The sequence below is a fragment of the Pseudomonas sp. JQ170C genome, assembly GCF_035581345.1.
Lineage (GTDB): Bacteria > Pseudomonadota > Gammaproteobacteria > Pseudomonadales > Pseudomonadaceae > Aquipseudomonas.
Genome location: NZ_CP141608.1, coordinates 2,796,479 through 2,818,124 on the forward strand (window position 1 = coordinate 2,796,479; position 21,646 = coordinate 2,818,124).

At 63.2% G+C, this 21,646-nt stretch carries 21 protein-coding genes; 8 read left to right on the forward strand and 13 right to left on the reverse strand.

What is annotated here, in order from left to right; genetic code table 11:
- The first annotated feature begins 2 nt into the window (after positions 1-2).
- Complete coding sequence (gene dsdC, locus U9R80_RS12950; RefSeq protein ID WP_301837954.1) at positions 3-965, forward strand: DNA-binding transcriptional regulator DsdC; 963 nt, start codon at positions 3-5, stop codon at positions 963-965.
- Here the strand turns inward: dsdC and U9R80_RS12955 are convergent.
- The 4 genes from U9R80_RS12955 to ppnN all read right to left on the reverse strand — a co-directional run bounded on the left by U9R80_RS12955 (position 926) and on the right by ppnN (position 4,012).
- On the reverse strand, positions 926-1,165 hold the full coding sequence (locus tag U9R80_RS12955; RefSeq protein WP_301837952.1) for an Ada metal-binding domain-containing protein: 240 nt from the start codon (positions 1,163-1,165) through the stop codon (positions 926-928). The genes dsdC and U9R80_RS12955 overlap by 40 nt on opposite strands.
- Positions 1,162-1,683: a methylated-DNA--[protein]-cysteine S-methyltransferase gene (locus U9R80_RS12960; protein ID WP_301837951.1), complete on the reverse strand. Its 522-nt coding sequence runs from the start codon at positions 1,681-1,683 to the stop codon at positions 1,162-1,164. Before U9R80_RS12960 ends, U9R80_RS12955 begins: the two co-directional genes overlap by 4 nt.
- 95 nt (positions 1,684-1,778) lie before the next feature.
- A complete protein-coding gene (locus tag U9R80_RS12965) occupies positions 1,779-2,462 on the reverse strand; it encodes a TIGR04211 family SH3 domain-containing protein (protein WP_301837950.1) in 684 nt (227 codons plus the stop codon).
- Between the two features lie 176 nt (positions 2,463-2,638).
- Positions 2,639-4,012, reverse strand: coding sequence for a nucleotide 5'-monophosphate nucleosidase PpnN (ppnN, locus tag U9R80_RS12970; protein WP_301837949.1), 1,374 nt, complete (start codon positions 4,010-4,012; stop codon positions 2,639-2,641).
- A gap of 222 nt (positions 4,013-4,234) precedes the next feature.
- Here ppnN and U9R80_RS12975 point away from each other — a divergent pair, with 222 nt between their 5' ends.
- A complete protein-coding gene (locus tag U9R80_RS12975; protein ID WP_301837948.1) occupies positions 4,235-4,858 on the forward strand; it encodes a glutathione S-transferase family protein in 624 nt (207 codons plus the stop codon).
- 4 nt (positions 4,859-4,862) lie between these two features.
- Here the strand turns inward: U9R80_RS12975 and ampC are convergent, their stop codons facing one another.
- Positions 4,863-6,032: a class C beta-lactamase gene (gene ampC, locus U9R80_RS12980; protein WP_301837946.1), complete on the reverse strand. Its 1,170-nt coding sequence runs from the start codon at positions 6,030-6,032 to the stop codon at positions 4,863-4,865.
- A complete protein-coding gene (locus U9R80_RS12985) occupies positions 6,019-6,861 on the reverse strand; it encodes an AraC family transcriptional regulator (protein ID WP_301837945.1) in 843 nt (280 codons plus the stop codon). Before U9R80_RS12985 ends, ampC begins: the two co-directional genes overlap by 14 nt.
- Positions 6,862-6,940: 79 nt before the next feature.
- On the opposite strand from U9R80_RS12985, the gene U9R80_RS12990 reads away from it, so the two are divergent.
- Positions 6,941-7,942: a bile acid:sodium symporter family protein gene (locus tag U9R80_RS12990; protein WP_301837944.1), complete on the forward strand. Its 1,002-nt coding sequence runs from the start codon at positions 6,941-6,943 to the stop codon at positions 7,940-7,942.
- A gap of 48 nt (positions 7,943-7,990) precedes the next feature.
- A complete protein-coding gene (locus U9R80_RS12995; RefSeq protein ID WP_324805105.1) occupies positions 7,991-9,160 on the forward strand; it encodes a DUF1624 domain-containing protein in 1,170 nt (389 codons plus the stop codon).
- 7 nt (positions 9,161-9,167) lie between these two features.
- Here the strand turns inward: U9R80_RS12995 and U9R80_RS13000 are convergent, their stop codons facing one another.
- Complete coding sequence (locus U9R80_RS13000; protein ID WP_301837942.1) at positions 9,168-9,893, reverse strand: DUF899 domain-containing protein; 726 nt, start codon at positions 9,891-9,893, stop codon at positions 9,168-9,170.
- Between the two features lie 129 nt (positions 9,894-10,022).
- The gene (gene srmL / locus U9R80_RS13005) at positions 10,023-11,153 is read right to left on the reverse strand and encodes a PheS-related mystery ligase SrmL (RefSeq protein WP_301837941.1); all 1,131 of its coding nucleotides are present in this window, start codon (positions 11,151-11,153) and stop codon (positions 10,023-10,025) included.
- A 542-nt stretch (positions 11,154-11,695) separates the two neighbouring features.
- Here srmL and U9R80_RS13010 point away from each other — a divergent pair.
- Positions 11,696-13,780: a putative bifunctional diguanylate cyclase/phosphodiesterase gene (locus U9R80_RS13010; protein WP_301837940.1), complete on the forward strand. Its 2,085-nt coding sequence runs from the start codon at positions 11,696-11,698 to the stop codon at positions 13,778-13,780.
- 4 nt (positions 13,781-13,784) lie between these two features.
- Here U9R80_RS13010 and U9R80_RS13015 read toward each other — a convergent pair whose 3' ends face one another.
- The gene (locus U9R80_RS13015) at positions 13,785-14,045 is read right to left on the reverse strand and encodes a DUF1652 domain-containing protein (RefSeq protein WP_301837939.1); all 261 of its coding nucleotides are present in this window, start codon (positions 14,043-14,045) and stop codon (positions 13,785-13,787) included.
- Between the two features lie 355 nt (positions 14,046-14,400).
- On the opposite strand from U9R80_RS13015, the gene U9R80_RS13020 reads away from it, so the two are divergent.
- A complete protein-coding gene (locus tag U9R80_RS13020) occupies positions 14,401-15,657 on the forward strand; it encodes a pyridoxal phosphate-dependent aminotransferase (protein ID WP_301837938.1) in 1,257 nt (418 codons plus the stop codon).
- On the opposite strand, the gene U9R80_RS13025 is transcribed toward U9R80_RS13020, so the two are convergent.
- From U9R80_RS13025 to U9R80_RS13035, 3 genes are read right to left on the reverse strand one after another with little or no spacing between them, the layout of a single operon-like run.
- Positions 15,583-16,230, reverse strand: a complete 648-nt coding sequence (locus U9R80_RS13025) for a DUF1345 domain-containing protein (protein WP_301837936.1) — start codon at positions 16,228-16,230, stop codon at positions 15,583-15,585. The two genes, U9R80_RS13020 and U9R80_RS13025, sit on opposite strands and share 75 nt — an antisense overlap.
- 57 nt (positions 16,231-16,287) lie before the next feature.
- Positions 16,288-17,454 (reverse strand): NnrS family protein, encoded by a 1,167-nt coding sequence (locus U9R80_RS13030; RefSeq protein ID WP_301837935.1) that lies wholly within the window; start codon positions 17,452-17,454, stop codon positions 16,288-16,290.
- On the reverse strand, positions 17,441-17,689 hold the full coding sequence (locus U9R80_RS13035; RefSeq protein ID WP_301837934.1) for a transmembrane sensor/regulator PpyR: 249 nt from the start codon (positions 17,687-17,689) through the stop codon (positions 17,441-17,443). Before U9R80_RS13035 ends, U9R80_RS13030 begins: the two co-directional genes overlap by 14 nt.
- Before the next feature lie 168 nt (positions 17,690-17,857).
- Here U9R80_RS13035 and U9R80_RS13040 point away from each other — a divergent pair, with 168 nt between their 5' ends.
- Entirely contained in the window at positions 17,858-18,781 is a 924-nt protein-coding gene (locus U9R80_RS13040; protein ID WP_442964951.1) for a site-specific integrase, read from the forward strand.
- Positions 18,782-18,796: 15 nt separating this feature from the next.
- Here the strand turns inward: U9R80_RS13040 and U9R80_RS13045 are convergent, their stop codons facing one another.
- The gene (locus U9R80_RS13045) at positions 18,797-19,807 is read right to left on the reverse strand and encodes an AraC family transcriptional regulator (protein WP_301837933.1); all 1,011 of its coding nucleotides are present in this window, start codon (positions 19,805-19,807) and stop codon (positions 18,797-18,799) included.
- Between the two features lie 1,192 nt (positions 19,808-20,999).
- Here U9R80_RS13045 and U9R80_RS13050 point away from each other — a divergent pair.
- The gene (locus U9R80_RS13050; RefSeq protein WP_301837932.1) at positions 21,000-21,566 is read left to right on the forward strand and encodes an RBBP9/YdeN family alpha/beta hydrolase; all 567 of its coding nucleotides are present in this window, start codon (positions 21,000-21,002) and stop codon (positions 21,564-21,566) included.
- The last annotated feature ends 80 nt before the right edge of the window (positions 21,567-21,646 follow it).

Below are 21,646 nucleotides of genomic sequence, written 5' to 3' on the forward strand. Positions count from 1 at the left end.
CCGTGCTGACGTTGCCGCCGCGCCTCAGCGCCCGCTTGACCGGGGCGCAGTTCGCCAACCTGCATACCTTCGCCGTCGCAGCGAGGCACCTGAGCTTTACCCTGGCGGCCGAGGAACTGTGCCTGACGCCCAGTGCCGTCAGCCACCGCATCGCCCGCCTGGAGCGGGCGCTGGGGATGCGCCTGTTCGAGCGCCTGACCCGGCGCATACGCCTGACGGCGGAAGGCGAGCGCTTGTACCGGCTGGTGCAGGGGCTGGTGGAAGACCTTGAGGAAGCCCTGCAACCGGACTCGACCTCCAGCGTCAGCGGTACATTGACGCTGTATGCGCGACCGTCGATCACCCAGTGCTGGTTGGTGCCGCGGCTGGCGGATTTCCAGCAGCGCTATCCGCAGATCAGCCTGGACATTCGTACCGGCAACGAGGCGGTGGACTTTCGCGCCCGGCATATCGACCTGGCGTTGCTCTATGGCGACGGCGAGTTTCCCGGCCTTGCCAGCCATCTGTTGATGACCGAGCACGTGGCGCCTGTGTGCAGCCGGGCCTATGCCGAGCGCCACGGCCTGATCGACGCACCGGATCGCCTGAACCACTGCACCCTGTTGCACGATGCCCTGGCCTGGGAGCACGCAGCCTTCGATGCCGAGTGGCAGCGCTGGGCCCGCCAGCACCGGGTGCAGTTGCCAAGCGCTGGCCTGACCTTTGATCGCGCCGACCTGTGTGCACTGGCTGCCAGCAACCATGCCGGCGTGGCGATGGGGCGCCAGCGGTTGGTACAGCCGCTGCTTGATCAGGGCTTGCTGATACTGCCGTTGGGCGGCTTCGAGCCCACGGCCGGGCAGGGTTACTACCTGGTACACCCGCCGCGCGAGCCGGTACCGCTGCGCGTCAAGGTGATGATCGAGTGGTTGCAGGCGTGCGCGGCTCAGCCGCAGGCGGGCTTGCACACCTTGCAGGGCCGATAGCCCGCGGCGCGGGCCGTCTGTGCATCGAGGAAGAACACCCGCTGCTGCACATAGCCGCCCCGGGCGATAGCCCGTAGCGCGCAGGGGCAATCCAGGCGGCCATAGATCTTGCTGCGGCGATGCCCGCCCAGTTGCCCGGGTTGATCGCTCAGGTACAGGGCGCCATCGGCGCCCAACAGCCGCCACGGTCCGCCGCTCACGGGCAGCCCCTGCGTTCATGCTCCAGCAGCCAGCGCTTGCGTTCAATGCCGCCGCCATAACCGGTCAGCGCGCCGGCGCTGCCGATCACCCGGTGGCAGGGAATGGCCAGGCTGATCGGGTTCAAGGCATTGGCCAGGCCCACCGCCCGCGCCGCTGTGGGGCTGGCGATGGCGGCGGCTATTTGTCCGTAGGTGCGGGTGGTGCCCAGGGGGATCTGCCGCAATGCCGTCCAGACCCGCTGTTGAAAGGCGGTGCCGCCAGCGTCAACCACCAGGGCGTCGAGGGCTTGCAGGTCGCCGTCGAAATAGTCCTGCACCGGGGTGCTGAACGCCGTAAGGCTCGCCGTTTCGCGCAGTCTGAGGCCGCTGCCGAAGCGTGTGTGGAGCAGCCGCAGCAAGCGCTTCTCAGGCTCGTCGAACTCCAGGCCGATCAGTGCGTGCCCGTCGCTGACGATCAGCACCTGGCCGATCGGGGCGGGCAGGGTGAGGCGGTATAGCAGCAGTTCACCGGGTGACATCGTGCAACCCTCGATCATTCCTGAATAAGTCCAGGCAGATTAAGGGCAAGCCGCAGCGACGTCACTCCGGTGTTTGCGGTTGAATTGCCGAGCGATCAGAACCAGCGATCATTGCGCTTACGGCCACGGGTCAGGGCCGGCAGAATCAAGCCCATCAGCAAGCCGGCACCGGCGATCCCGCCGCCATACACCATGTAGCGCATCAGTACCTGTTTGTTCTCGTCGCCCAGGCGCGCCTGGGTGCTGCGCAGTTCCGCCTGGGTGTCGGCCAGCTCGGCATTGAGCGCCTTGTTGCGCGCTTCCAGTTCATCGATCAGCGCCTTGCGCGAATCCAGGGTTTCCTGCATCCCTTGCACGCGGGCCTTCCAGCTGTCGTCGATGGTCTTGAGCTTCTCGCTCAGTTGGCTGACCTGCTCGGTCAACTGCGGTACGCGCTCGGCCTGGCCGGGGACGCTTTGCAGGTCGCTGCTGGGAATCCACACGGTATCGCCGGACTCGCCACGCACCTGGCTGTAGTTGCCCTGGGTGGTGAGCAGGGTGACTTTCTGCCCGGACTTGAGGTTGCCGACGATGCGATGGCCATCGGTAGGGCCGCTGCGCACGTAGGTGGTCAGGCTGTCACTGACCCAGCGCTCGTTGCCGGTGGTTTCTTCGGCGTGCAGCACGCCAGAGAGGCTCAGCAAGGCGCCGAGCATGCCGACGGCCAGCCTGTTGCGCGGGCGGTTGAAGAAGGAGGGGCGGGAGGCGAGCGCCGCAGAAGCAGGACGGGAGATAGGCATGGTGGTCTTCGCGTGAAATAAAAATAAAAGCCCGCTGACTGGGCCGGTGAACAGGGGCGTGCGCAAGCCGCCAGCTCAAAGACCACTTTTATGTGGGCTGGTTCACTGAAGAGTTTAGGAAAATGGCAGCAAATATTGCGGACACAGGCTGTGTCCGCAATAAACCGCAGGAAGGGTCAGCTTACGACGCGGTAGCAGGGCACATATTCTGCGCCCCCCGGCAGCTTCATGCGGTGTTGGGCAACGAAGGCCTCCAGCAGTTTGCCCAGGGGCTGCATCACCACCGGATCACCGTGGATTTCGTAGGGGCCTTTTTCTTCGATCAGGCGGATACCGTTGTCCTTGACGTTGCCGGCGACAATCCCGGAGAACGCCCGGCGCAGGTTGGCAGCCAGTTCATGGGCAGGCAGGTCGCGGCGCAACTGCAAGCTGGCCATGTTCTCGTGGGTCGGGTCGAAGGGGCGCTGGAAGCCTTCTTCGATCTTCAGCAGCCAGTTGAAGTGGAAGGCGTCGGCGCGTTCGCGACGGAACTGCTTGACCTCCTTGAGCCCCTCGACCATCTGTCGGGCCACTTCGGTCGGGTTGTCGATGATGATCTGGTAGTGGCTTTGCGCCTCTTCGCCCAGGGTGGCGCCGACAAAGGCGTGCAGCTGTTGCAGGTACGGCTCGGCGCTCTTGGGCCCGGTGAGGATGACCGGGAACGGCAGGTCGCGGTTGTCCGGGTGCATGAGGATGCCGAGCAGGTACAGGAACTCTTCGGCAGTACCGGCGCCACCGGGGAAGATGATGATGCCGTGGCCGACACGCACAAAGGCTTCCAGGCGCTTTTCGATATCGGGCAGGATCACCAGCTCGTTGACGATCGGGTTGGGCGCTTCGGCGGCGATGATCCCAGGCTCGGTCAAGCCCAGGTAGCGGCTGCCGCTCATGCGCTGCTTGGCATGGGCAATGGTCGCGCCCTTCATCGGGCCCTTCATCACGCCAGGGCCACAGCCGGTGCAGACGTCCAGTTTGCGCAGGCCCAGCTCGTGGCCGACCTTCTTGGTGTACTGGTATTCCTCGGTGCTGATCGAGTGACCGCCCCAGCACACCACCATTTTCGGCTCCACGCCCGGGCGCAGGGTGCGGGCGTTGCGCAGGAGGTGGAACACGTAGTCGGTGATGCCCTGGGAGCTTTCCAGGTCGATGCGCTGGCTGGCCAGCTCGCTTTCGGTGTAGACGATGTCGCGCAGGGCGCTGAACAGCATCTCGCGGGTGCTGGCGATCATCTCGCCATCGACAAAGGCGTCGGCCGGTGCATTGAGCAGCTCCAGGCGCACACCGCGATCCTGCTGGTGAATACGCACCTCGAAGTCCTTGTAGGCTTCGAGGATGGTCTTGGCGTTATCGACATGGGCGCCGGTGTTGAGAATTGCCAGGGCGCATTGGCGGAACAGGGTATACAGGCTGCCGGAACCGGCTTCACTCAGTTGCTGAACTTCACGTTGAGACAGTGTTTCAAGGCTGCCTTTGGGGCTTACAGAGGCATTGATGACTTCACGTTGGGGCATTCTAGGCTTCCTGTGAGCGGGTAAACATCCATCTTCCGAATACCACCATACCGACAAATTGTCGCAGCAACGAGAGGCTTTATGCGCAAGCGCGGCTCGAAGCCTTCCAGCCGACGGCGAGCAAGGCTTCGAGCCGCCGTTCGGGCCTGAGTGGCGGTAACGATGGATTCCAGCTGGCGACTTGTGCTCATATCCAGACCAACAAACCCACAGGAGTGAGTGATGCTGCGGATATTGGGCAAGGCTTCATCGATCAACGTGCGCAAGGTGTTGTGGACGTGCGCGGAATTGAACCTGGATTTCGAGCGTGAAGAGTGGGGCTCGGGGTTCCAGTCTACCCAGGACGCGGCCTTCCTGGCGCTCAACCCCAACGCCATGGTGCCGGTGATCCAGGACGGTGATTTTGTGTTGTGGGAGTCCAACAGCATCATCCGCTACCTGGCCAACCGCTATGGCGGCGAGCACTTGTACCCGGCCGCGCCGCAACTGCGGGCGCGGGTTGACCAATGGATGGACTGGCAGGCCACCGACCTCAATGGGGCGTGGAGCTACGCCTTTCTCTCGCGGGTTCGCCAGTCGCCCGCGCATCAGGACCCTGAGGCCCTGGCGGCGGGCTGTCGCAATTGGGCGCGCACCATGACGATTCTGGATCGTCAGCTGGAGCGCACCGGAGCGTATGTCAGTGGCGAGGCATTCAGCCTGGCCGACATCCCCATCGGACTCTCGGTCAATCGCTGGTTCCAGACCCCGATCGACCATCCTCCGCTTGCCGCCGTGCAGGCCTACTACGACCGCTTGAACGGGCGTGAAGGCTACCGACTGCATGGGCGCAACGGCACGCCTTGAGGCCTTAACGGCCCACTGCGCCGAGAATCGCATGGGCCGCTTTTACCCGTTCGGCGTTGGGGTAGTTCTTGTTCGCCAGCAGCACAATGGCGATGTTCTTCGACGGTACAAACGCGACATAGGCGCCAAAACCATTGGTCGAGCCGGTCTTGTTCAGCCAGGTGTCGGGCTCTGGGGCACGGGGCGGCTTGAGCCAGGTCACCCGCTGCGGCTGCAGGGCGATGTCGTTCGAGTTGCCCTCGAGCAGATGATCAAGGGACACAGGGTAGCGATACATTTCCCAGCCCAGGCCCTGAATCATCTCGCCGACCTGGTAGTAGCCGGTCTGGGTAATCCCCAGGGTGCGCTCCAGCACCGGGTTCTGGGCCTTGGGCCGCATGTTCACTTCCAGGTAGTGCAGCAGGTCGGCCGATGTGGTTTTCACGCCATAGGCTTCGGCGTCCAGCGGCCCAGGGCCGACGCGCACGGGCTGATCGTCCTTGTTGTAGCCCTGGGCATAGTTGCCCAGTTGCTCGGCGGGCACCTGGACGAAGGTGTGCTGCAGGCCCAGTTGTGGCAGCAGCTGCTTTTGCATGAGGTCCGTGAACGGCGCCTTCAGGCTGCGGGCCGCGAGGTAGCCGAACAGGCCCAGGCTGGGGTTGGAGTACAACCGGTGGGTGCCGGGTGCGTAGTCGGCTTTCCAATGGGTGTAATAGCCGGGCAGGTCGGACGGCGTCTTGACCGGGTCGGGAAACTGCAAGGGCAGGCCGCCCGCACTGTAGGTCCCCAGGTTGAGCAGGGTGATGCCATCGAACGCGGTGCCCTTGAGCGCCGGCCAGTGCTTGCTGGCGGTATCGCTGAGCGACAGCGCACCGCTGGCCTGGGCGTAAGCGGCCAGGGTGGCGGTGAAGGTCTTGCTCACCGAGCCGATCTCGAACAGGGTCTCAGGGGTGACCGGCTGAGCCGATTGCTTCGATGCAACGCCAAAATTGAAGTAATGCTGTTTGCCGTCTACCGAGATCGCCACGGCCATGCCGGCAATCCCCTGTTGCTGCATCAGCGGGCGGATGATGGTGTTGACGGTCGATTCGAGTGGGGCATCGGCGAGCGGCGCAGCCAGGGCGGGGGCTGCACCGAGCATCAGGGTGGCAGCTGCCAGGATCGCCGGGATGGCCCGGGTTTTAACGTGTTTCATCGGGCAAGGCCTCATGTAGAGCGATTTCGGTGGTTTGGGCGCGAAAGAACGCCCCCGGCGGCAAACCGAACTGTTTGCCGAAGGCTGCAATGAACGCCGACAGTGAATCGTAGCCGCAGGCCAGGGCAACATCGGTTACCCGTTCGCCGCGCTCCAGCGCCGGCAGCGCGCTCAACAGGCGCATGCGCTGGCGCCAGTGGCGAAAACTCAGGCCGGTCTCGCGCTGGAACAGGCGGCTCAGGGTCTTTTCCGAAACACCCTCGCGCAATGCCCAGTCGTTGAGCCCGGTCGGCGCGTCAGGCTGTGCCTGAAGGTGAGCACACAGGGCGCGCAGGCGGCTGTCGTGGGGCAGGGGCAGCATCAGTTGCTGCTCTGCGGCGACTTGCAGTTGATCGACCAGTACCTGCACCAGGCGGCCATCGGCCCCCTGGGGATCGTAATGGACCGGCAGTTCGCTGAAGGTGCGGATCAACTCGCGCAACAGGGGATTGATCGCGAGCACCCGGCAGCGGGTGCTCGACCAGGCGCTGGGCGCGTGTTCCAGGTAGAGGCTGCGCAGGCGGGTATCGTCGGCGCAGCTGACGCGGTGCGGGACCTGTGCCGGTACCCAGACCGCCCGCTGCGGCGGGACAAGGTAGAAACCGTCGTCGGTATGCACTTCGAGCACGCCGCCGATGGCATAGGACAACTGCCCCCAGGGGTGCGCGTGGCGGTAGCCCAGGGCGATGTTCGGCAGCGTCTGGCGATGGCCGTAGACCGGGCGCGGCAGCTCGGTCAGGTGTTCGAGGGCCTGGGGCTCGGGCTGGATGGGTTGTCCGTTTGGCGACACTGCAGGGGTTCTGGCGTTAGTGAAGAATGGGCGCAGACCTTATCGTCTGCCGCGCCACAATAACAAGTCAGGATCGACCATGAAGTACCTGCGGATGTTGTTCGACAATTTCACCCTGGCCCTGCTCGGGGTGATCCTCATAGCCACCCTGTTGCCCTGCGAAGGCACGGGCGCCGTGCTGTTCGGCGGCCTGACCAACCTTGCCATCGGCCTGCTGTTCTTCCTTCACGGCGCCAAATTGTCTCGCGAGGCGGTGGCGGCCGGCGCCGGGCACTGGCGCCTGCATGTGCTGGTATTTGCCTGCACGTTCGTGATGTTTCCGCTGCTGGGCATGGCGCTCAAGCCGCTGTTGTTGCCGCTGGTGGGTGATGAGCTGTACCTGGGTGTGCTCTACCTCTGCGCCTTGCCGGCGACGGTGCAGTCGGCCATTGCCTTTACCTCGCTGGCCCGCGGCAACGTGCCGGCCGCCATTTGCAGCGCGGCGGCCTCCAGTTTGCTCGGTATTGCCCTGACGCCGTTGCTGGTGGTGCTGTTGATGGGCGTGGAGGGTGATACCGGCTCAAGCCTGGATGCGGTGCTCAAGATTGTCCTGCAGTTGCTGGTGCCCTTTGTTGCCGGGCAACTGGCGCGGCGCTGGATCGGCCATTGGGTGGCGCGCAACGCACGCTGGCTGAAAATCGTCGATCAGGGGTCGATCCTGCTGGTGGTCTACACCGCCTTCAGCGATGCGGTGGTCAGCGGTCTGTGGCATTCGGTGGCGCCGGCGCGTCTGGCTGGCCTGGTGCTGGTCTGTTGCCTGTTGCTGGCGCTGGTGCTGTGGTGCACGGCCGCGCTGGGGCGGTGGCTGGGGTTCAGTGTCGAAGACCGCATTACCATCCTGTTTGCCGGCTCGAAAAAGAGCATGGCCACCGGCGTGCCCATGGCCCAGGTGCTGTTCGTCGGCGGCGGCATTGGCGCGATGATCCTGCCCTTGATGATCTTCCACCAGATCCAACTGATGGTCTGCGCGGTCCTGGCCCAGCGCTACGCCGCCCGCAAGGATGTGCCGTCTGCCGCGCAGGCGGATCAACCTTTGGTGTAAGGCAACGGTGTACGGACAGGTAAAGCGGTAACGATATAGTGTTACATTATGCCGTTACCCTTTACCGTGAGCCTGCGTATGCCCCCCAGCCACTCCCGTCTGCAGTCGATCGACGCCTTGCGCGGCCTGGTGATGTTGTTCATGTTGCTCGACCACGTGCGCGAGACGTTCTTCCTGCACCGCCAGGTCAGCGATCCCATGGACGCGCTGACAATCGCCCCCGAGCTGTTCTTCACCCGTTTGCTCAGTGCCCTGTGCGCCCCGGTGTTCATCTTCCTGACCGGCCTGTCGGCCTGGCTCTACAGCCAGAAGCACAGCCGTGCCGACACCTCGCGGTTTTTGCTCAAGCGCGGGGTGTTTCTGGTGCTGCTGGAGCTGACCCTGGTCAACCTGGCCTGGAATGGCACCTTGCTGCCGCAGACCCTGTGGCTGCAGGTGATCTGGTGCATCGGCGTGTGCATGATTGCGCTGGCGGCGGCCTTGCATCTGCCGCGCGCGGCGTTGCTGCTGATAGGCGCCGTGATCGTGGGCGGGCACAACTTGCTCGATGCGCTTGTACTGGCCCCCGATTCACCCTGGTTCGCACCCTGGGCGATCCTGCACCAGCGCGACTTCATCGACCTGGGCGTTACCCGCGCGCGCACCACCTACCCGGTATTGCCCTGGATCGGCGTGATTCTGCTGGGCTGGGGGATTGGCCCCTGGTTTGCGCAAACCAGGGACGCCAGACGCCGCCTGGCGCGGCTGACAGGGTGGGGGTTGGGTTTGCTGGTGGCGTTTGTCGCCCTGCGCCTGCTCAATGGCTACGGCGAGCAGCCCTGGGTGGCCACGGGCGATGCCGTGCGCACCACCATGAGTTTTCTCAGCGCGCGCAAATACCCGCCTTCGTTGATGTTCCTGCTGCCCACCCTGGGAATGTGCCTGGTGCTGCTGGCGCTACTCGAGCGCTACCAGGCCCGGCGCTGGGTGCCGGTGCTGGCGCTGTTCGGCGCCGCACCGATGTTCTTCTACCTGCTGCACCTGTATGTACTCAAGGCCCTGTATCTGGTGGCCGTGGCCGTGTGGGGCCTGAACCAGGGGCAGTACTTTGGTTTCGAGCAGGTCAGCGCCGTATGGCTCTGCAGCCTGGTGCTGGCGCTGCTGCTGTATGCCCCGACGCGCTGGTTCGCAGCGCTGAAACAGCGACGTCGAGACATCGCCTGGCTCAAGTACTTTTGAGCCAGCGTCAGTCGTGGCAGCAATGGGAGGTGTCGCTTGCCCCTTCATAGCGGTCGTGATGACGGACCCAGTCCATGGTGCCTTCTTCGTTGCGGCCCTTGGGCATCAGGTCGAGGAAATTGTAGGCGCCCACCAGGATATCCAGGCCGCGGGCGTAGCTGGAATAAGTATGGAAAATTGTGCCGTCGGCATCGCGATAGAACACGCTCAGGCCTGGCAGTTCGGTTTCCTCGCCCGAGTAGGGTTCGTAGTTGTACTGGCTGTTGCCGTCGTCGCTGACGCTGACACCAAAGGCCTGGTTGAAGTGGCTGCCATGGGACGAGACCCAGGGAAACTTCCAGCCCATGCGTTGCTTGAAGCCCTGGAACTCGCCGAAAGGCGCACGGGATACGGCCACCAGCGACACATCGTGATGAGCCAGGTGCAGGTTGGCGCCGTCGAAGTGATCGGCCAGGAACGAGCAGCCGCCGCAGCCTTCGTCCCAGCCGTCGGCGAACATGAAGTGGTACACCAGCAACTGGCTGCGACCGGCGAACAGATCGGCCAGGCTCAGGCGGCCTTGCCCGCCTTCAAAACTGAAATCCTGCTCGACCCGCACCCAGGGCAGGGCGCGGCGGGCCTTGCTCAACTCGTCGCGCTGGTGGGTCAGGGCTTTTTCATGCAGCAGCAGCTGGCGGCGGGCGGCGAGCCACTCGCTACGCGAGACCACTTGTGGGTTGCGGTAGTTGTCCATGGGTACGCTCCGGTGGGGGAATGTACTGATGGTCGTTCGCGGGAAGGATGAATCGACATCGCGAGATCGGGGGCTGATGAACGGTTCCAGTGGACACCACGACCTTGCACAGCATCGGTTGGCGAACATTCACAGTCGATAGCCACCCCCGGCAGCCCCTTCGTGCAACGCAGCTTGCAGATGCGCATACAGTGCATTGGCTTCCTCTGTTGCAATGGACCGGGAGCTATCGCGCAACACTACCCGAAGCAGCACATTCTCCTGGCCCGGCAGCAGCCCCAGGCGTTCGATGGCCTGGCTGGGAAGCTCATCCACCGACCAGCGTCCCTTGACCTGCATTTCTTCGATCCAGCCGGCCTTGTCCGCGGCTGCGTGCAGCATCTTCTCTGTCAGCGCTTCTTCTGTCTGGCCGGGTGTGACGGCAAGCGAAATATCCCGCGTGATCGACGGCAAGCGTGAAACCGGTTTCCACGGCAGCAAGTCATGCATCTGCGCGCGGACCCTTGGATGCTCATCACGCAGCAGGCGAATATCGGGAATGCCCTTGCGAAGCATGGTCAGTCGGTCCAGGCCCATCCCCAGGGCCAGCCCGCCATGTGTGCTTGAGTCGATGTTCAGCCGATTGAGGAGTGAGGTGGCAATGCAGCCACACTCAAGGACTTCGACGGGCTGCCCTTGAGTCATCAGGTTCACCTCGATCCCTCCGTCGGTGTAGTGATGCGGGCTATCGCTATGGGTCCAGGCCGCATCAGGCACAGCGATCTTCACGATATCCCCGACCAGTCGCAGCAGCTCAGAGCGAGATGACAGGCAAGGATCGCCCAAGACCCAGATGTCCATTTGATGAGGTTCGGCACAGTGCCAGCGATCGCGGGTATCACGCCTGAAGGTGATGCCCGGGGCGGCGATCATGAGGGTTTCACCCGGCTTCCTGGCCTGTGCCGCGGCCTGCAGTGCCGGTGGGATCTGGCTGGTGGTCTGGGTGCGCAGCAACGAGCGGTCGTCGACCCACCGCGTATGGGCGCTGCCCAAGGTTGTTTCGTCCGGGCTGTACCCCAGCAAGCCGTAGTTGTCTTGCGCGGACACGATGCGCGGGCCGGTTACCAGCTGTGCCGTTGGCCAACCCAATAACTTCAAGCCGCTGACGATCTCGCTCATCAAGAGGTAAATGGCGTGAGGGGTAGGAGTGGCTTCTGTCAGGTCGCTTAGTCCGAGCGCTTGATTGAGTTTTTCGTTGGGAATGAAGTTTTTTATAGGCATGTAGAACCCGGGCGCACGGGGGCGCACTTTGTCTGAGTGGTGGGCTGTTTGGTTGTTTGGGTTGAGGAATCTAGGTGTCCGGACTCTCAAAGACAACGGAGGGGCGTAAAAAAGGAAGTTTCGTTCAGAAAGGTACTACATGTTTTCGTAGGCGCATTAAATGGGGCGCCACGTCTTGCGTTGAGCGGCTTCCTGGGGGAGGTCGTTGTTGTGCTTAATGTAATCGGTAAGTTGAGGTGGTTGGCTTGTTTACTATCAATGCCGTACTTGCTTTGCCTACAGCGTTTTTCGGTTAGTGTGAATAATGAAGTTTGCAACCTGATCGACCATGGCGTTAATTCTCAGATGAATGAAGGTGTTTAAGGGACTCCTGCAGGGTTGGTAACAGCCCTGCTGTGCACAGGACGCCACTACGTTTGGCACCCCTGATCTTTCCCTTCCCACCACCGAAAACCCCGTGCGTTTCGCCAAAGCTTGAGTACAATCATCGGCTTTTTCCCGGGCCCGCGCAGTGCCCGGTTTCAAGGGTTGTGGAAGGCCTTATGCTGAACGGTAGTTACTCTTCTTCGCTGGTGTTGATTTCCCTCTTCGTGGCCATTCTTGCCTCCTATACCGCACTCGACCTCACCGGTCGCATCGCCACGGCCAAGGGCCGTGCGGTGTATTTGTGGATGACCGGCGGGGCGCTGGCGATGGGGGTGGGGATCTGGTCGATGCACTTTATCGGCATGCTCGCTTTCAGTTTGCCGATCCAGCTGGGGTATGACCTGGGCCTGACCTTGTTGTCGCTGCTCATCGCCGGCCTGTCTTCGGGCTTTGCCTTGTGGCTGGTCAGTCAGCCAAGCCTGCCCTGGATGCAATTGGCGCTGGGGTCGCTGGTGATGGGGACCGGTATCAGCAGCATGCATTACACCGGGATGGCCGCGTTACTGATGCAACCCGGTATCGACTACGACCCGCAATTGTTTGCGTTGTCGCTGGTGATTGCAGTGGGGGCTTCGGCCGCGGCGTTGTGGATCGCCTTCCGGCTGCGCCAGCAAACCCTCTATGTGCGGCAGATCCGCGGTGTTGCTGCCGTGGTGATGGGGGTGGCGATTGTCGGGATGCACTACACCGGCATGGCGGCGGCGAATTTCCCCGAAGGCAGTTTCTGCGGTGCGCTGGGCAGCGGCCTGAGCGGTGATGGCCTGGATTACCTGGTGTTGATCACCACCCTGTCGGTGCTGGCGGTGGCGTTGCTGACCTCGGTGCTCGATGCGCGCCTGGAGGCGCGCACGGCGGCGCTGGCGCAGTCGTTGACCCTGGCCAACCAGGAGCTGACCCAGTTGGCCCTGCACGACACCCTGACCGGATTGCCCAATCGCACGTTGCTGGCCGATCGCATCGAGCAGGCAATCAGCAAGGTGGCGGAGCAGGGCGGTTACTTTGCGATGATGTTCATCGACCTGGACGGCTTCAAGCCGGTCAACGATGCCTTCGGCCACCACATGGGCGACCTGCTGCTCAAGGAAGTGGCGTTGCGCTTGCGCGGTCACCTGCACAGCCAGGACACCCTGGCCCGTATCGGTGGCGATGAGTTCGTGTTGCTGGTGGAGTTGCAGGAGCCCGACGACGCCGTGGGGGTCGCGGCCAAGCAGGTCAACCTGATCTCCCGCGCGTTTCGCGTGGCCGAGCAGAACCTGCAGATTTCCGCGAGCATCGGCATTGTCCTGTACCCGGGTAACGGCACAGACCAACATGAGCTGTTGCGCAATGCCGATGCGGCGATGTATCACGCCAAAAGCGCGGGCAAGAACGGCTACAGCTTCTTCGATGTGTCGATGAACAGCAACGCGCGCCTGCAACTGCAACTGCTCCAGGACCTGCGCGTGGCGTTGGAGCAGGGCCAGTTCCGCCTCTATTACCAACCCAAGTTCGATGCCCAGAACTGCCAGCCCATCGGTGCCGAGGCGCTGCTGCGCTGGGAGCATCCCCAGCATGGCTTGCTGCTGCCGGATCGCTTTATCGTGCTGGCAGAGAAGACTGGCTTGATCATCCCCATCGGCGAATGGGTACTCGACGAAGCCTGCCGGCAGATGCGTGCCTGGATTGACCAGGGGCATGCCGACTGGCGCATCGCGGTCAACCTCTCGGCCATTCAGTTCTGTCATGCCGGGCTGGTGGAGAGCGTGGCGCGGGTGTTGGCGCGGCATCAATTGCCGGCCAACAGCCTGACCCTGGAAATCACCGAAACCACGGCCATGCGCGATGCCGATGCGAGCATGGCGGTGTTGCAGCAGCTGTCGGACATGGGCGTGGACCTGTCGATCGACGATTTCGGCACCGGCTATTCCAGCCTGATGTACCTCAAGCGCTTGCCGGCCAACGAGTTGAAGATCGACCGTGGCTTTGTGCGTGATCTTGAGCAGGACAGCGACGATGCCGCGATTGTCTCGGCGATTGTCGCGCTGGGGCAGGCCCTGGGCTTGCGGATCGTGGCCGAGGGTGTGGAGACCGACCGTCAACAGAACTTCCTGACGCGCCTGGGTTGCGACTCATTGCAGGGGTATTTGCTCGGCCAGCCCATGCCGGCCGAGCGCTTTATTGTCGATGTCGAGCGTGCGCGCACAGCAATGGCGGTGAGTTGATCGCTCAGCCGGCCGCGCGCAGGTTGCAGGAAGGCTCGAAGGCATCGAGTTCGGCTTCGACCGCCTCGATGATGCGTTCGACATCGGCTGCCGGCATGACGGTGGCGCAGGGGATGCCGGCGATGGCGAGCAGCGTTTCGCCGGTGGCACGGTCGAACAGGCGGGCGACCATGCTGCGCGGGGCGTCCATGCTGGCCTCGAAACCCAGCGGGTGAAAATGCCAGCGCATTACCTGGCAAGCGTTGGGAAACGTAAGCTTGTTCATGCCGGCCTCCTTGTAGGGTGAACAACAGGGTGATCGGGTCGAGGTGGTGCAGGCCGTCGGGCCTTGCGAGAACCCTAAACATAGCACCGCTGACGTCAGTGTCTGCCCGCGACAATGACGGTTTTGCGATTCTTTGAACCAGGTCTCGGTCACGGTGCAGCAGGCTCGGATCACCGCTCGGCAACGGCAAACGTTTGCCGGCAAAGTTTCCCCCCGTAGGCCTGGGCCGCTCTGCTACTTTTACCGGCAGTCGGCTGGGATGCTTGCCTGGGAGACTTTTAGACCAACGGCCAAACACACGGCCAGACAACCGCTCAGTCCATCGGCGCACCAGGTTCAGTCAAGGAGACCCGCCATGCGTTATTCCGCGCTCACCCATCGTATCGCCGGTGACGGCGCTGCTGCCTGGAACATTCACTACCGCGCGGTCGAGCTGCAAAGCCAGGGGCGCGAGATCTTTCTGCTGTCGATTGGCGACCCGGATTTCGACACCCCGCAGCCGATTGTCCAGGCGGCCATCGACAGCCTGCGTGCCGGTCATACCCATTACGCCGACGTGCGTGGCAGCCAGGGGTTGCGCCAGGCCATCGCCAGCCACCAGACCCGCCACAGCGGCCAGCCGGTCGATGCGCAGAACGTGGTGGTACTGGCGGGGGCGCAATGTGCGCTGTACGGCGTGGCGCAGTGCCTGTTCGATCCGGGTGACGAAGTGATTGTGGCCGAACCGATGTATGTCACCTACGAGGCGGTGTTCGGCGCCTGTGGTGCCCGGGTGGTGCCGGTGGCGGTCAAGCCCGAGCAGGGTTTTCGCGTAGACCCGGCCGATGTCGCCGCACGGGTTACGCCGCGCACCCGCGCGCTGTTGTTCAACAGCCCGCACAACCCCACGGGGGCCAGCCTGCCTCGGGCCACCTGGGAGCGCCTGGCACAGATCTGCATCGACCATGACCTGTGGCTGATCAGCGACGAGGTCTACAGCGAACTGCTCTACGAAGGCGAACACTTCAGCCCCGCCAGCCTGCCGGGCATGGCCGAACGCACGGCGACCATCAACAGCCTTTCCAAGTCCCACGCCATGTCGGGCTGGCGGGTGGGTTGGGTGATCGGACCCCAGGTGCTGGGCGAACACTTGAGCAACCTTGCGCTGTGCATGCTGTATGGGCTGCCGGACTTTATCCAGAATGCGGCCCAGCTGGCGCTGGAGCAGGACCTGCCCCAGGTGCGGCAGATGCGCGACACCTACCGCGAGCGACGCGACCGGGTCTGTGCGAGCCTGGCCGATTGCCCCGGCGTGCGGGTACACACGCCAGACGGCGGCATGTTCGTGATGATCGATATTCGCGAAACGGGGATGGGCGCCCAGGCGTTTGCCGAGCGCCTGCTGGAGGAGCATGGGGTGTCGGTACTGGCGGGCGATGCCTTTGGGCCCAGCGCGGCCGGGCACCTGCGCCTGGGCCTGGTGCTCGACAGCGAGCGCCTGGAGCAGGCCTGCCGTCGCATCGCCCGGTGCGCCATGCAGGCGCTCGAAGGTCAGGCGTCAGTTGAGCAAGGCCGCCGCCATGTTGATGGTAAAGCCCAGTATCGCGGTGTTGAACACAAAGCCTACCAGTGAATGGGCCAACACCACCCGGCGCATCTCGCGCCCGGCAACCCCCACATCGGAGGTCTGCACCGCCACGCTCAAGGTGAAGGAGAAGTAGTGGAAATCCCAGTAGTCGGGGTGGCGTTCACCGTCAGTGAAACGCAGCAGCGGCGCCTGCGCGGTGGCGGTGTAAAACAGGTGGGCGTAGTGCAGGCTGAAGATGGTGCCGATCAGCAGCCAGGAACCGGCCACGGTGAAACCGGTAAAGGCGTAGTGCGCCAGGGTAGGGCCGTCGTTCAGCTTGGCGCCGGCCACCAGTTGCAGGGTGACCGCCGCCAGGCTCGCTATCGCGGCAATGCTCACGGTAAACAGCACCAGGCCGGCGTTCTCATCCTCGATGCTGGCGACCTTGCGTACCTTGTCGGGGGTGGCGGTCAGGCTCAGCCACAGGATCAGCAGCAGGTAAAGCCACACCCCGAGGTTCCAGCCCACCAGCAAGTGTTCGATCCAGTCGTTCGCCGGTATCAGCCAACCGCCCAGCACGCCGGCGAGGGCGGCGAGACTCAGGCGTGGGTGGCTGCGGGACAGGCGGTGAAATGCCATGGGGCCTCTGCGCAAAAGGGACTCCGGCAACTGTAGCCCATCCGGCTGCGCACCGGCTCAACCCGGCTGGCCATCGACCCGCGCCGCGCAGAGGATCGGCGCGTAATGGCGCACGAACAGCGCGAACGCCAGCACCCAGCACAGTGCCGACAGGCTCAGCCCCCAGTGACTGAAGGGCGCCACGCCGATCCGCAGCATGGCCGCCAGTTGCACCAGGACAAAGGCGCTCACAATCGCCCCGGGCACCTGCAGCGGCCTGCCGGTATGGCCCAGGCTCACCCGCGCCATCATCGCCACGATCATCGCGCTCATGGCGCCGACACTCAGGGCATGGCTGGCCAGGCTCTGGCTCAGGCCCAGCTCCAGGTGCCAGGCCGCCATGCCCAGGCTTGCCAGCAGCAACCACAAGTAGGCCAGGTGCAGCGACCACAGCAGCGGTACCTTGCGTACCCCCGGTGTGTACCAGCGCCACAGCCGCAGCCCATGCAGAACGCACAGCAGCACAAAGACGCCGGCCATCGGCAGCGAGGGCGCATCACTCAGCCCGGCTGCCGTCAGTACCGCCACGCCAAGGCTGCTGACCAGTGTCAGGCGTTCAAGCCAGGGGTTGGCCGCCGGCTGTGCGGCCAGGCCGAGCCCGCGCTGGGTGAAAAACGGAATGACCCGCCCGCCCAGCACGGTCATCAACGCCCCGATCAACCACAGCGCCGCCAGCGCACCGCGCCGCTGCAGCGCCTCATCGCCCTTCACCAGCCCCGCCAGGGCGAGCCACTGGCAACCGGCAAGCAGCAGCACCATGACGACAATCGGGTAATTGTTGCGCAGCTTGCGGCGGATGATCGGCCTGGCCAGTGCCAGCGCCACCAGCGGCAGAAACGCCGCCTGCACGACCACCAGGGCGGGCAGGGGCAGGGGGCTGAACCACGCCAGGCGGCCCAGCAACCACAGCAGCACCAGCGCCAGCAGCGGCCGGCCCTTGAGCCCTGGCAGGCCGCTCCAGTTCTGCACCGCCGTCAGCAGGAAACCGGCAATGATCGCCGCGCCAAAGCCGAACAGCATTTCATGCCGATGCCAGGCGAGCATGCCGCCCGTGGGTTCAAGACGAATCGCGCCCGCCAGCCACAGGGCCCAGAGCAGGATGGCCAGCAAGGCAAAAGCGCTGCCAGCCAGAAAGAACGGGCGAAAGCCCAGTCGCCAGAGTGGCAATTGTTCAAGCCAACGCATGGGCGCACTCCTTGTGCAGTTGATGGTGAGCCACCAGGCGCAGCACGTAACCCACTTTGAGCAGGGTCGGGCCGAGGATCACCAGGCTGTGGCCCAGTACCTGAGTGGCGATAGTCAGACGCGCCTGCAAGCCGTAGGCAAGCAACAGACCAACGGTCAACAGGGCAAGCCCGCCCAACAGCAGGTAGCTAGACAGCAGCAACAGGTGACGGGGGTGACTGAACAGGGTGGCCATGATTTTGCCCTCATTCGATTCCGGTAGGACTGATGAGGTACCATCACGAAACGTGCCAGGTATAAACCGCTTGCCTATCAAGGGCCTGGTCATGATGTGGGTCATATTGACCCTGGTTGATTCGAGTCAAAATGACCTTATGCAGTCATTTTGACTCAGCGCTACAGGATGTCCGGTTTGTCCGATTCACTGCACAACCCCTTGCTGCAATACCTCGCCCGCCTGGCGCCTTCCAGCCAGCTGACCATGAAGTACATCCTCCAGGATGCCGCCGACCGGCTGGGCTTCGAGGATTGCGACATCGCCGAGGTGCCCTGGCACCAACTCGAACCGGGTCATGTCACCGCCCTGGTGGCGGCCTTGCGCGCCGACGGCTATGCCCCCAACACCTCGTCGCTGTATGTCAACGCCGTGCGCGGGGTGATGAACGAAGCCTGGCGACTGGGCCTGATCGACCAGGAACAGTTGCTGCGCATTCGCACGGTCAAGCCGACCCAGGGCACACGCCTGCCCACCGGGCGCAACCTCAAGCGCAGCCTGATCCGCGAACTGATGGATGCCTGCGCCGCCGATCCCCGGCCGCAGGGATTGCGCGATGCCGCCGTGATCGCCTTGCTCTATGGCACCGGCATGCGCAAGTCCGAGTCGGTCAACCTGAGCCTGGCCCAGGTCGATTTCAACGAGCGCAGCCTGCAGGTGCTCGGCAAGGGCAACAAGCAACTGATCAAGTACGCCCCCACCTGGGCTTTCGACAAGCTCAATGCCTGGCTGGCCTTTCGTCGCGAGCACCTGCCAGAAGGCCAAGCCGACGACGACTTCCTGTTCAACCGGATTCGCCGCGGCAGCCACATCACCCGCGAGCGCATCACCAAGCATGCGATCTACTACATTGCCCGCCAGCGTGGCACCCAGGTGGGCGTCAAGATCATGCCCCACGACTTTCGCCGCTCCTTCATCACCCGGGTGATCGAGGAGCATGACCTGTCGATTGCCCAGAAGCTGGCCCACCACACCAACATCCAGACCACCGCCAACTACGACATGCGTGATGACAACGAACGGCGTCGCGCCGTAGACCGCTACGACTACTAGGGGTTGTGAACGCAATTAGCGCATCTGCACGCCGTGCTGGGCCCGCCAGCTGGCCGGCGGCATGCCGAACTGGGCGATGAACCAGCGGGTGAAGGAACTGGGCATCGAATAGCCGAGCATGTCGGCAATGCGCCCCAGTGAATAGTTGGGGTTCTCCAGGTAACGGATCACCAGGTCGCGGCGCACGCCGTTGACCAGGTCGCTGAAGGTCACGCCAATTTCCTCCAGGCGCCGTTGCAAGGTGCGCACATTCATGCCCTGGGTCTGGGCCACCTGTTCGATGGTGGCGCGGCCCATGGGCAGCAGCAGGTAGATGGTCTTGCGCATCTCCAGTTCCAGCGACAGCTTGCCGCCAGCCTGCAGGGTGTCCAGGTAGCGCTGCGCCAGCCGTGCCATGGCCTGGTTGGCCAGTGGGTTGGCGGTGTCGAGGTCGGCCGCCGGGCAGACGATGCCGTTGAACTCACTGCCAAACACCAGCTTGCAGCCAAAGATGCGCCGGTGAATCGACAAGTCGGCCGGGGCGGTATGGGTGAAGTTGGCGCTGATCGGATGCCAGTGGGCCCCCAGCAGGGCAGCGCACAGGCGCAGCATCACGCCGATGGCCAGTTCGATGGACTGGCGCCCCCGGTGAGGCAGGTCGCTGACCACCTCTTCGCGAATGATTACGGTCTTGCCGGCTTCTTCTATATGAATGGCCAGGGCGTCGTTGAGTAAATGGCGGTACTGGACGATGACTTGAAGCGCATCGCGCAGGGTGCGCTGGTGGCTGAGCAACAGGCTGATTTCACCGAAGTCCGACAGTTGGCGCAGCTCGGCCATGCGCAGGCCGAAGGTCTCGCAGCCACTGGCCTGGGCCGATTCTTCCAGCAGGGTAATTACGCTGGCCACCGGCAGGCGCTGGTTGGGGTCGTCCAGGAGTGCGGCGCTCAGGCCTACATGGGCCAGCAGGGCATGGGGGTTGAGCCCCAGGTGACGGGATACTTCGAGGTAGTTGGTCAAGCTTGCAGCACGTACGAGGGCGGTCATTTTATTGTTTTCCACGTAGTCTCATCAGGTGACCCGCTGGTGCGGCGGATTACTTTTGTTCTTCTCGGATTTACGGGTTTTGATGTTCTTTGTGGCTTGTGGCTTGTGGCTTGTGGCTTGTGGCTTGTGGCTTGTGGCTTGTGGCTTGTGGCTTTCTGGCTTGTGGCTTTGAGCGCTGGGGGCTTATCCATTTGCCAAGGCGGCGCCGAGTCACCTTTGCGCCCTTACGGCGCCTTACTTTTTTTCAGTCGAAAAAAAAAGTAAGCAAAAAATTCTCGCCCCACCAGGGGCCCTACGCTCCGCTCCGGGTCCCCTCACTCCGGTGTCGCTACGGGGTATCGCGGCCTACGAGTTGCAAGCAACTCTACGTCTCGCGACTTCGGCTAACGCCGAAGGTGCTTCGCACTCACCCCTCCACGACACCTCCGCTCGGCCCTTCTGGTTAACGGGGCAGGTAGATCAAAAGCAAGATCAAAAGCAAAAAAGCAAAAGCAAAAGCAAAAGCAAAAGCAAAAGCAAAAGCAAAAGCTGTGTTTACTGACCCACCGGGGTCCAAAAGCAAGAGCGCAGCGAATTGTGCTCTTGATCTTGATCCACCCGCCCCGTTACCAGAAGGGCCGAGCGTAGGTGTCGTGTAGGGGCTAGCGCGAAGCGCCTTCGGCCGTGGCCGAAGTTGCGAAGCGTAGACTTGGCGAAGCAAGTCGTAGCTCGCAATGCCCCGTAGCGACACCGTAGCGAGGGGACCCGGAGCGAAGCGCAGGGCCCCTGGTGGGGCAAGAATTTTTTGGCTTACTTTTTTTTTCGACTGAAAAAAAGTAAGCCGCCGTAAGGGCGGAAGGGGCCAGTGGCGTCACCACACAAAATGGATAAGCTCCCCGCTGCCACAGCCACAGCCACAGCCACAGCCACCACCACAGCCACCACAGCCACCGCTCAATCCAAACTTCCCCGACAACCCATGAAGAACCTTTTTATAGCTGGTGTGTCGTGAAATGAAAAGTCATTTTCTGCCCCGTGGTACGGCCAAAATGACGTGTGCCCTGGCGGTTCGGTCGCCTGCTCTGACCCTTGTCACCAAATGAAAAGTCACTGACGCGCAATGTGAAGCTTCCCGCAGGAGGGGTGATTACTGTGGCCTCACAAACGCTCGACCTCACTCGCGAGCGGACTGTCCTGAAGCATAGGTGTCGACGTGGAAAAACTGCATACCGCCGCTACTGTCCTGATCGTTCCCGGCCTGCGTGATCATGTTGCCGAACACTGGCAGACCCTGCTCCAGGCGCGCCTGGCCAAAGTCCGCTCAGTGCCACCGCTGCAGGTCAACGGCCTCGACTGCACAGCACGGGTCGAAGCGATCCAGCACGAAATCGAACAGATCGAGGGCGATGTACTGTTGGTCGCGCACAGCGCCGGTGTACTGATGGTCGCCCATTGGGCCGCGCGTTATCAGCGACCGATCAAGGGCGCACTGCTGGCGGCACCGCCGGACCTCGAGGCGCAGTGGCCCGCCCACTACCCAAGCCCCGACAGCCTGCGCGCCAATGGCTGGAGCCCGCTGCCGATGACGCCGCTGCCGTTCCCGAGCATTGTCGCCGCCAGCAGCAACGATCACCTGGCAAGTCTTGAAGCCGCCAGCGCCATGGCCCGTGGCTGGGGCAGCCAGCTACTGGAGCTGGGCGAAGTCGGTCATCTCAATCCTGCCGCGGGGTTCGGTCCCTGGCCCAAGGCCGAAGCCCTGATTCACATGCTCGACCGCTAACGCCGGCCTTACCGCACGGATGCTCGACTAACACCCGCACACGACGGGTGTAGCAAAAAAACAATAACAATATGTGGAGT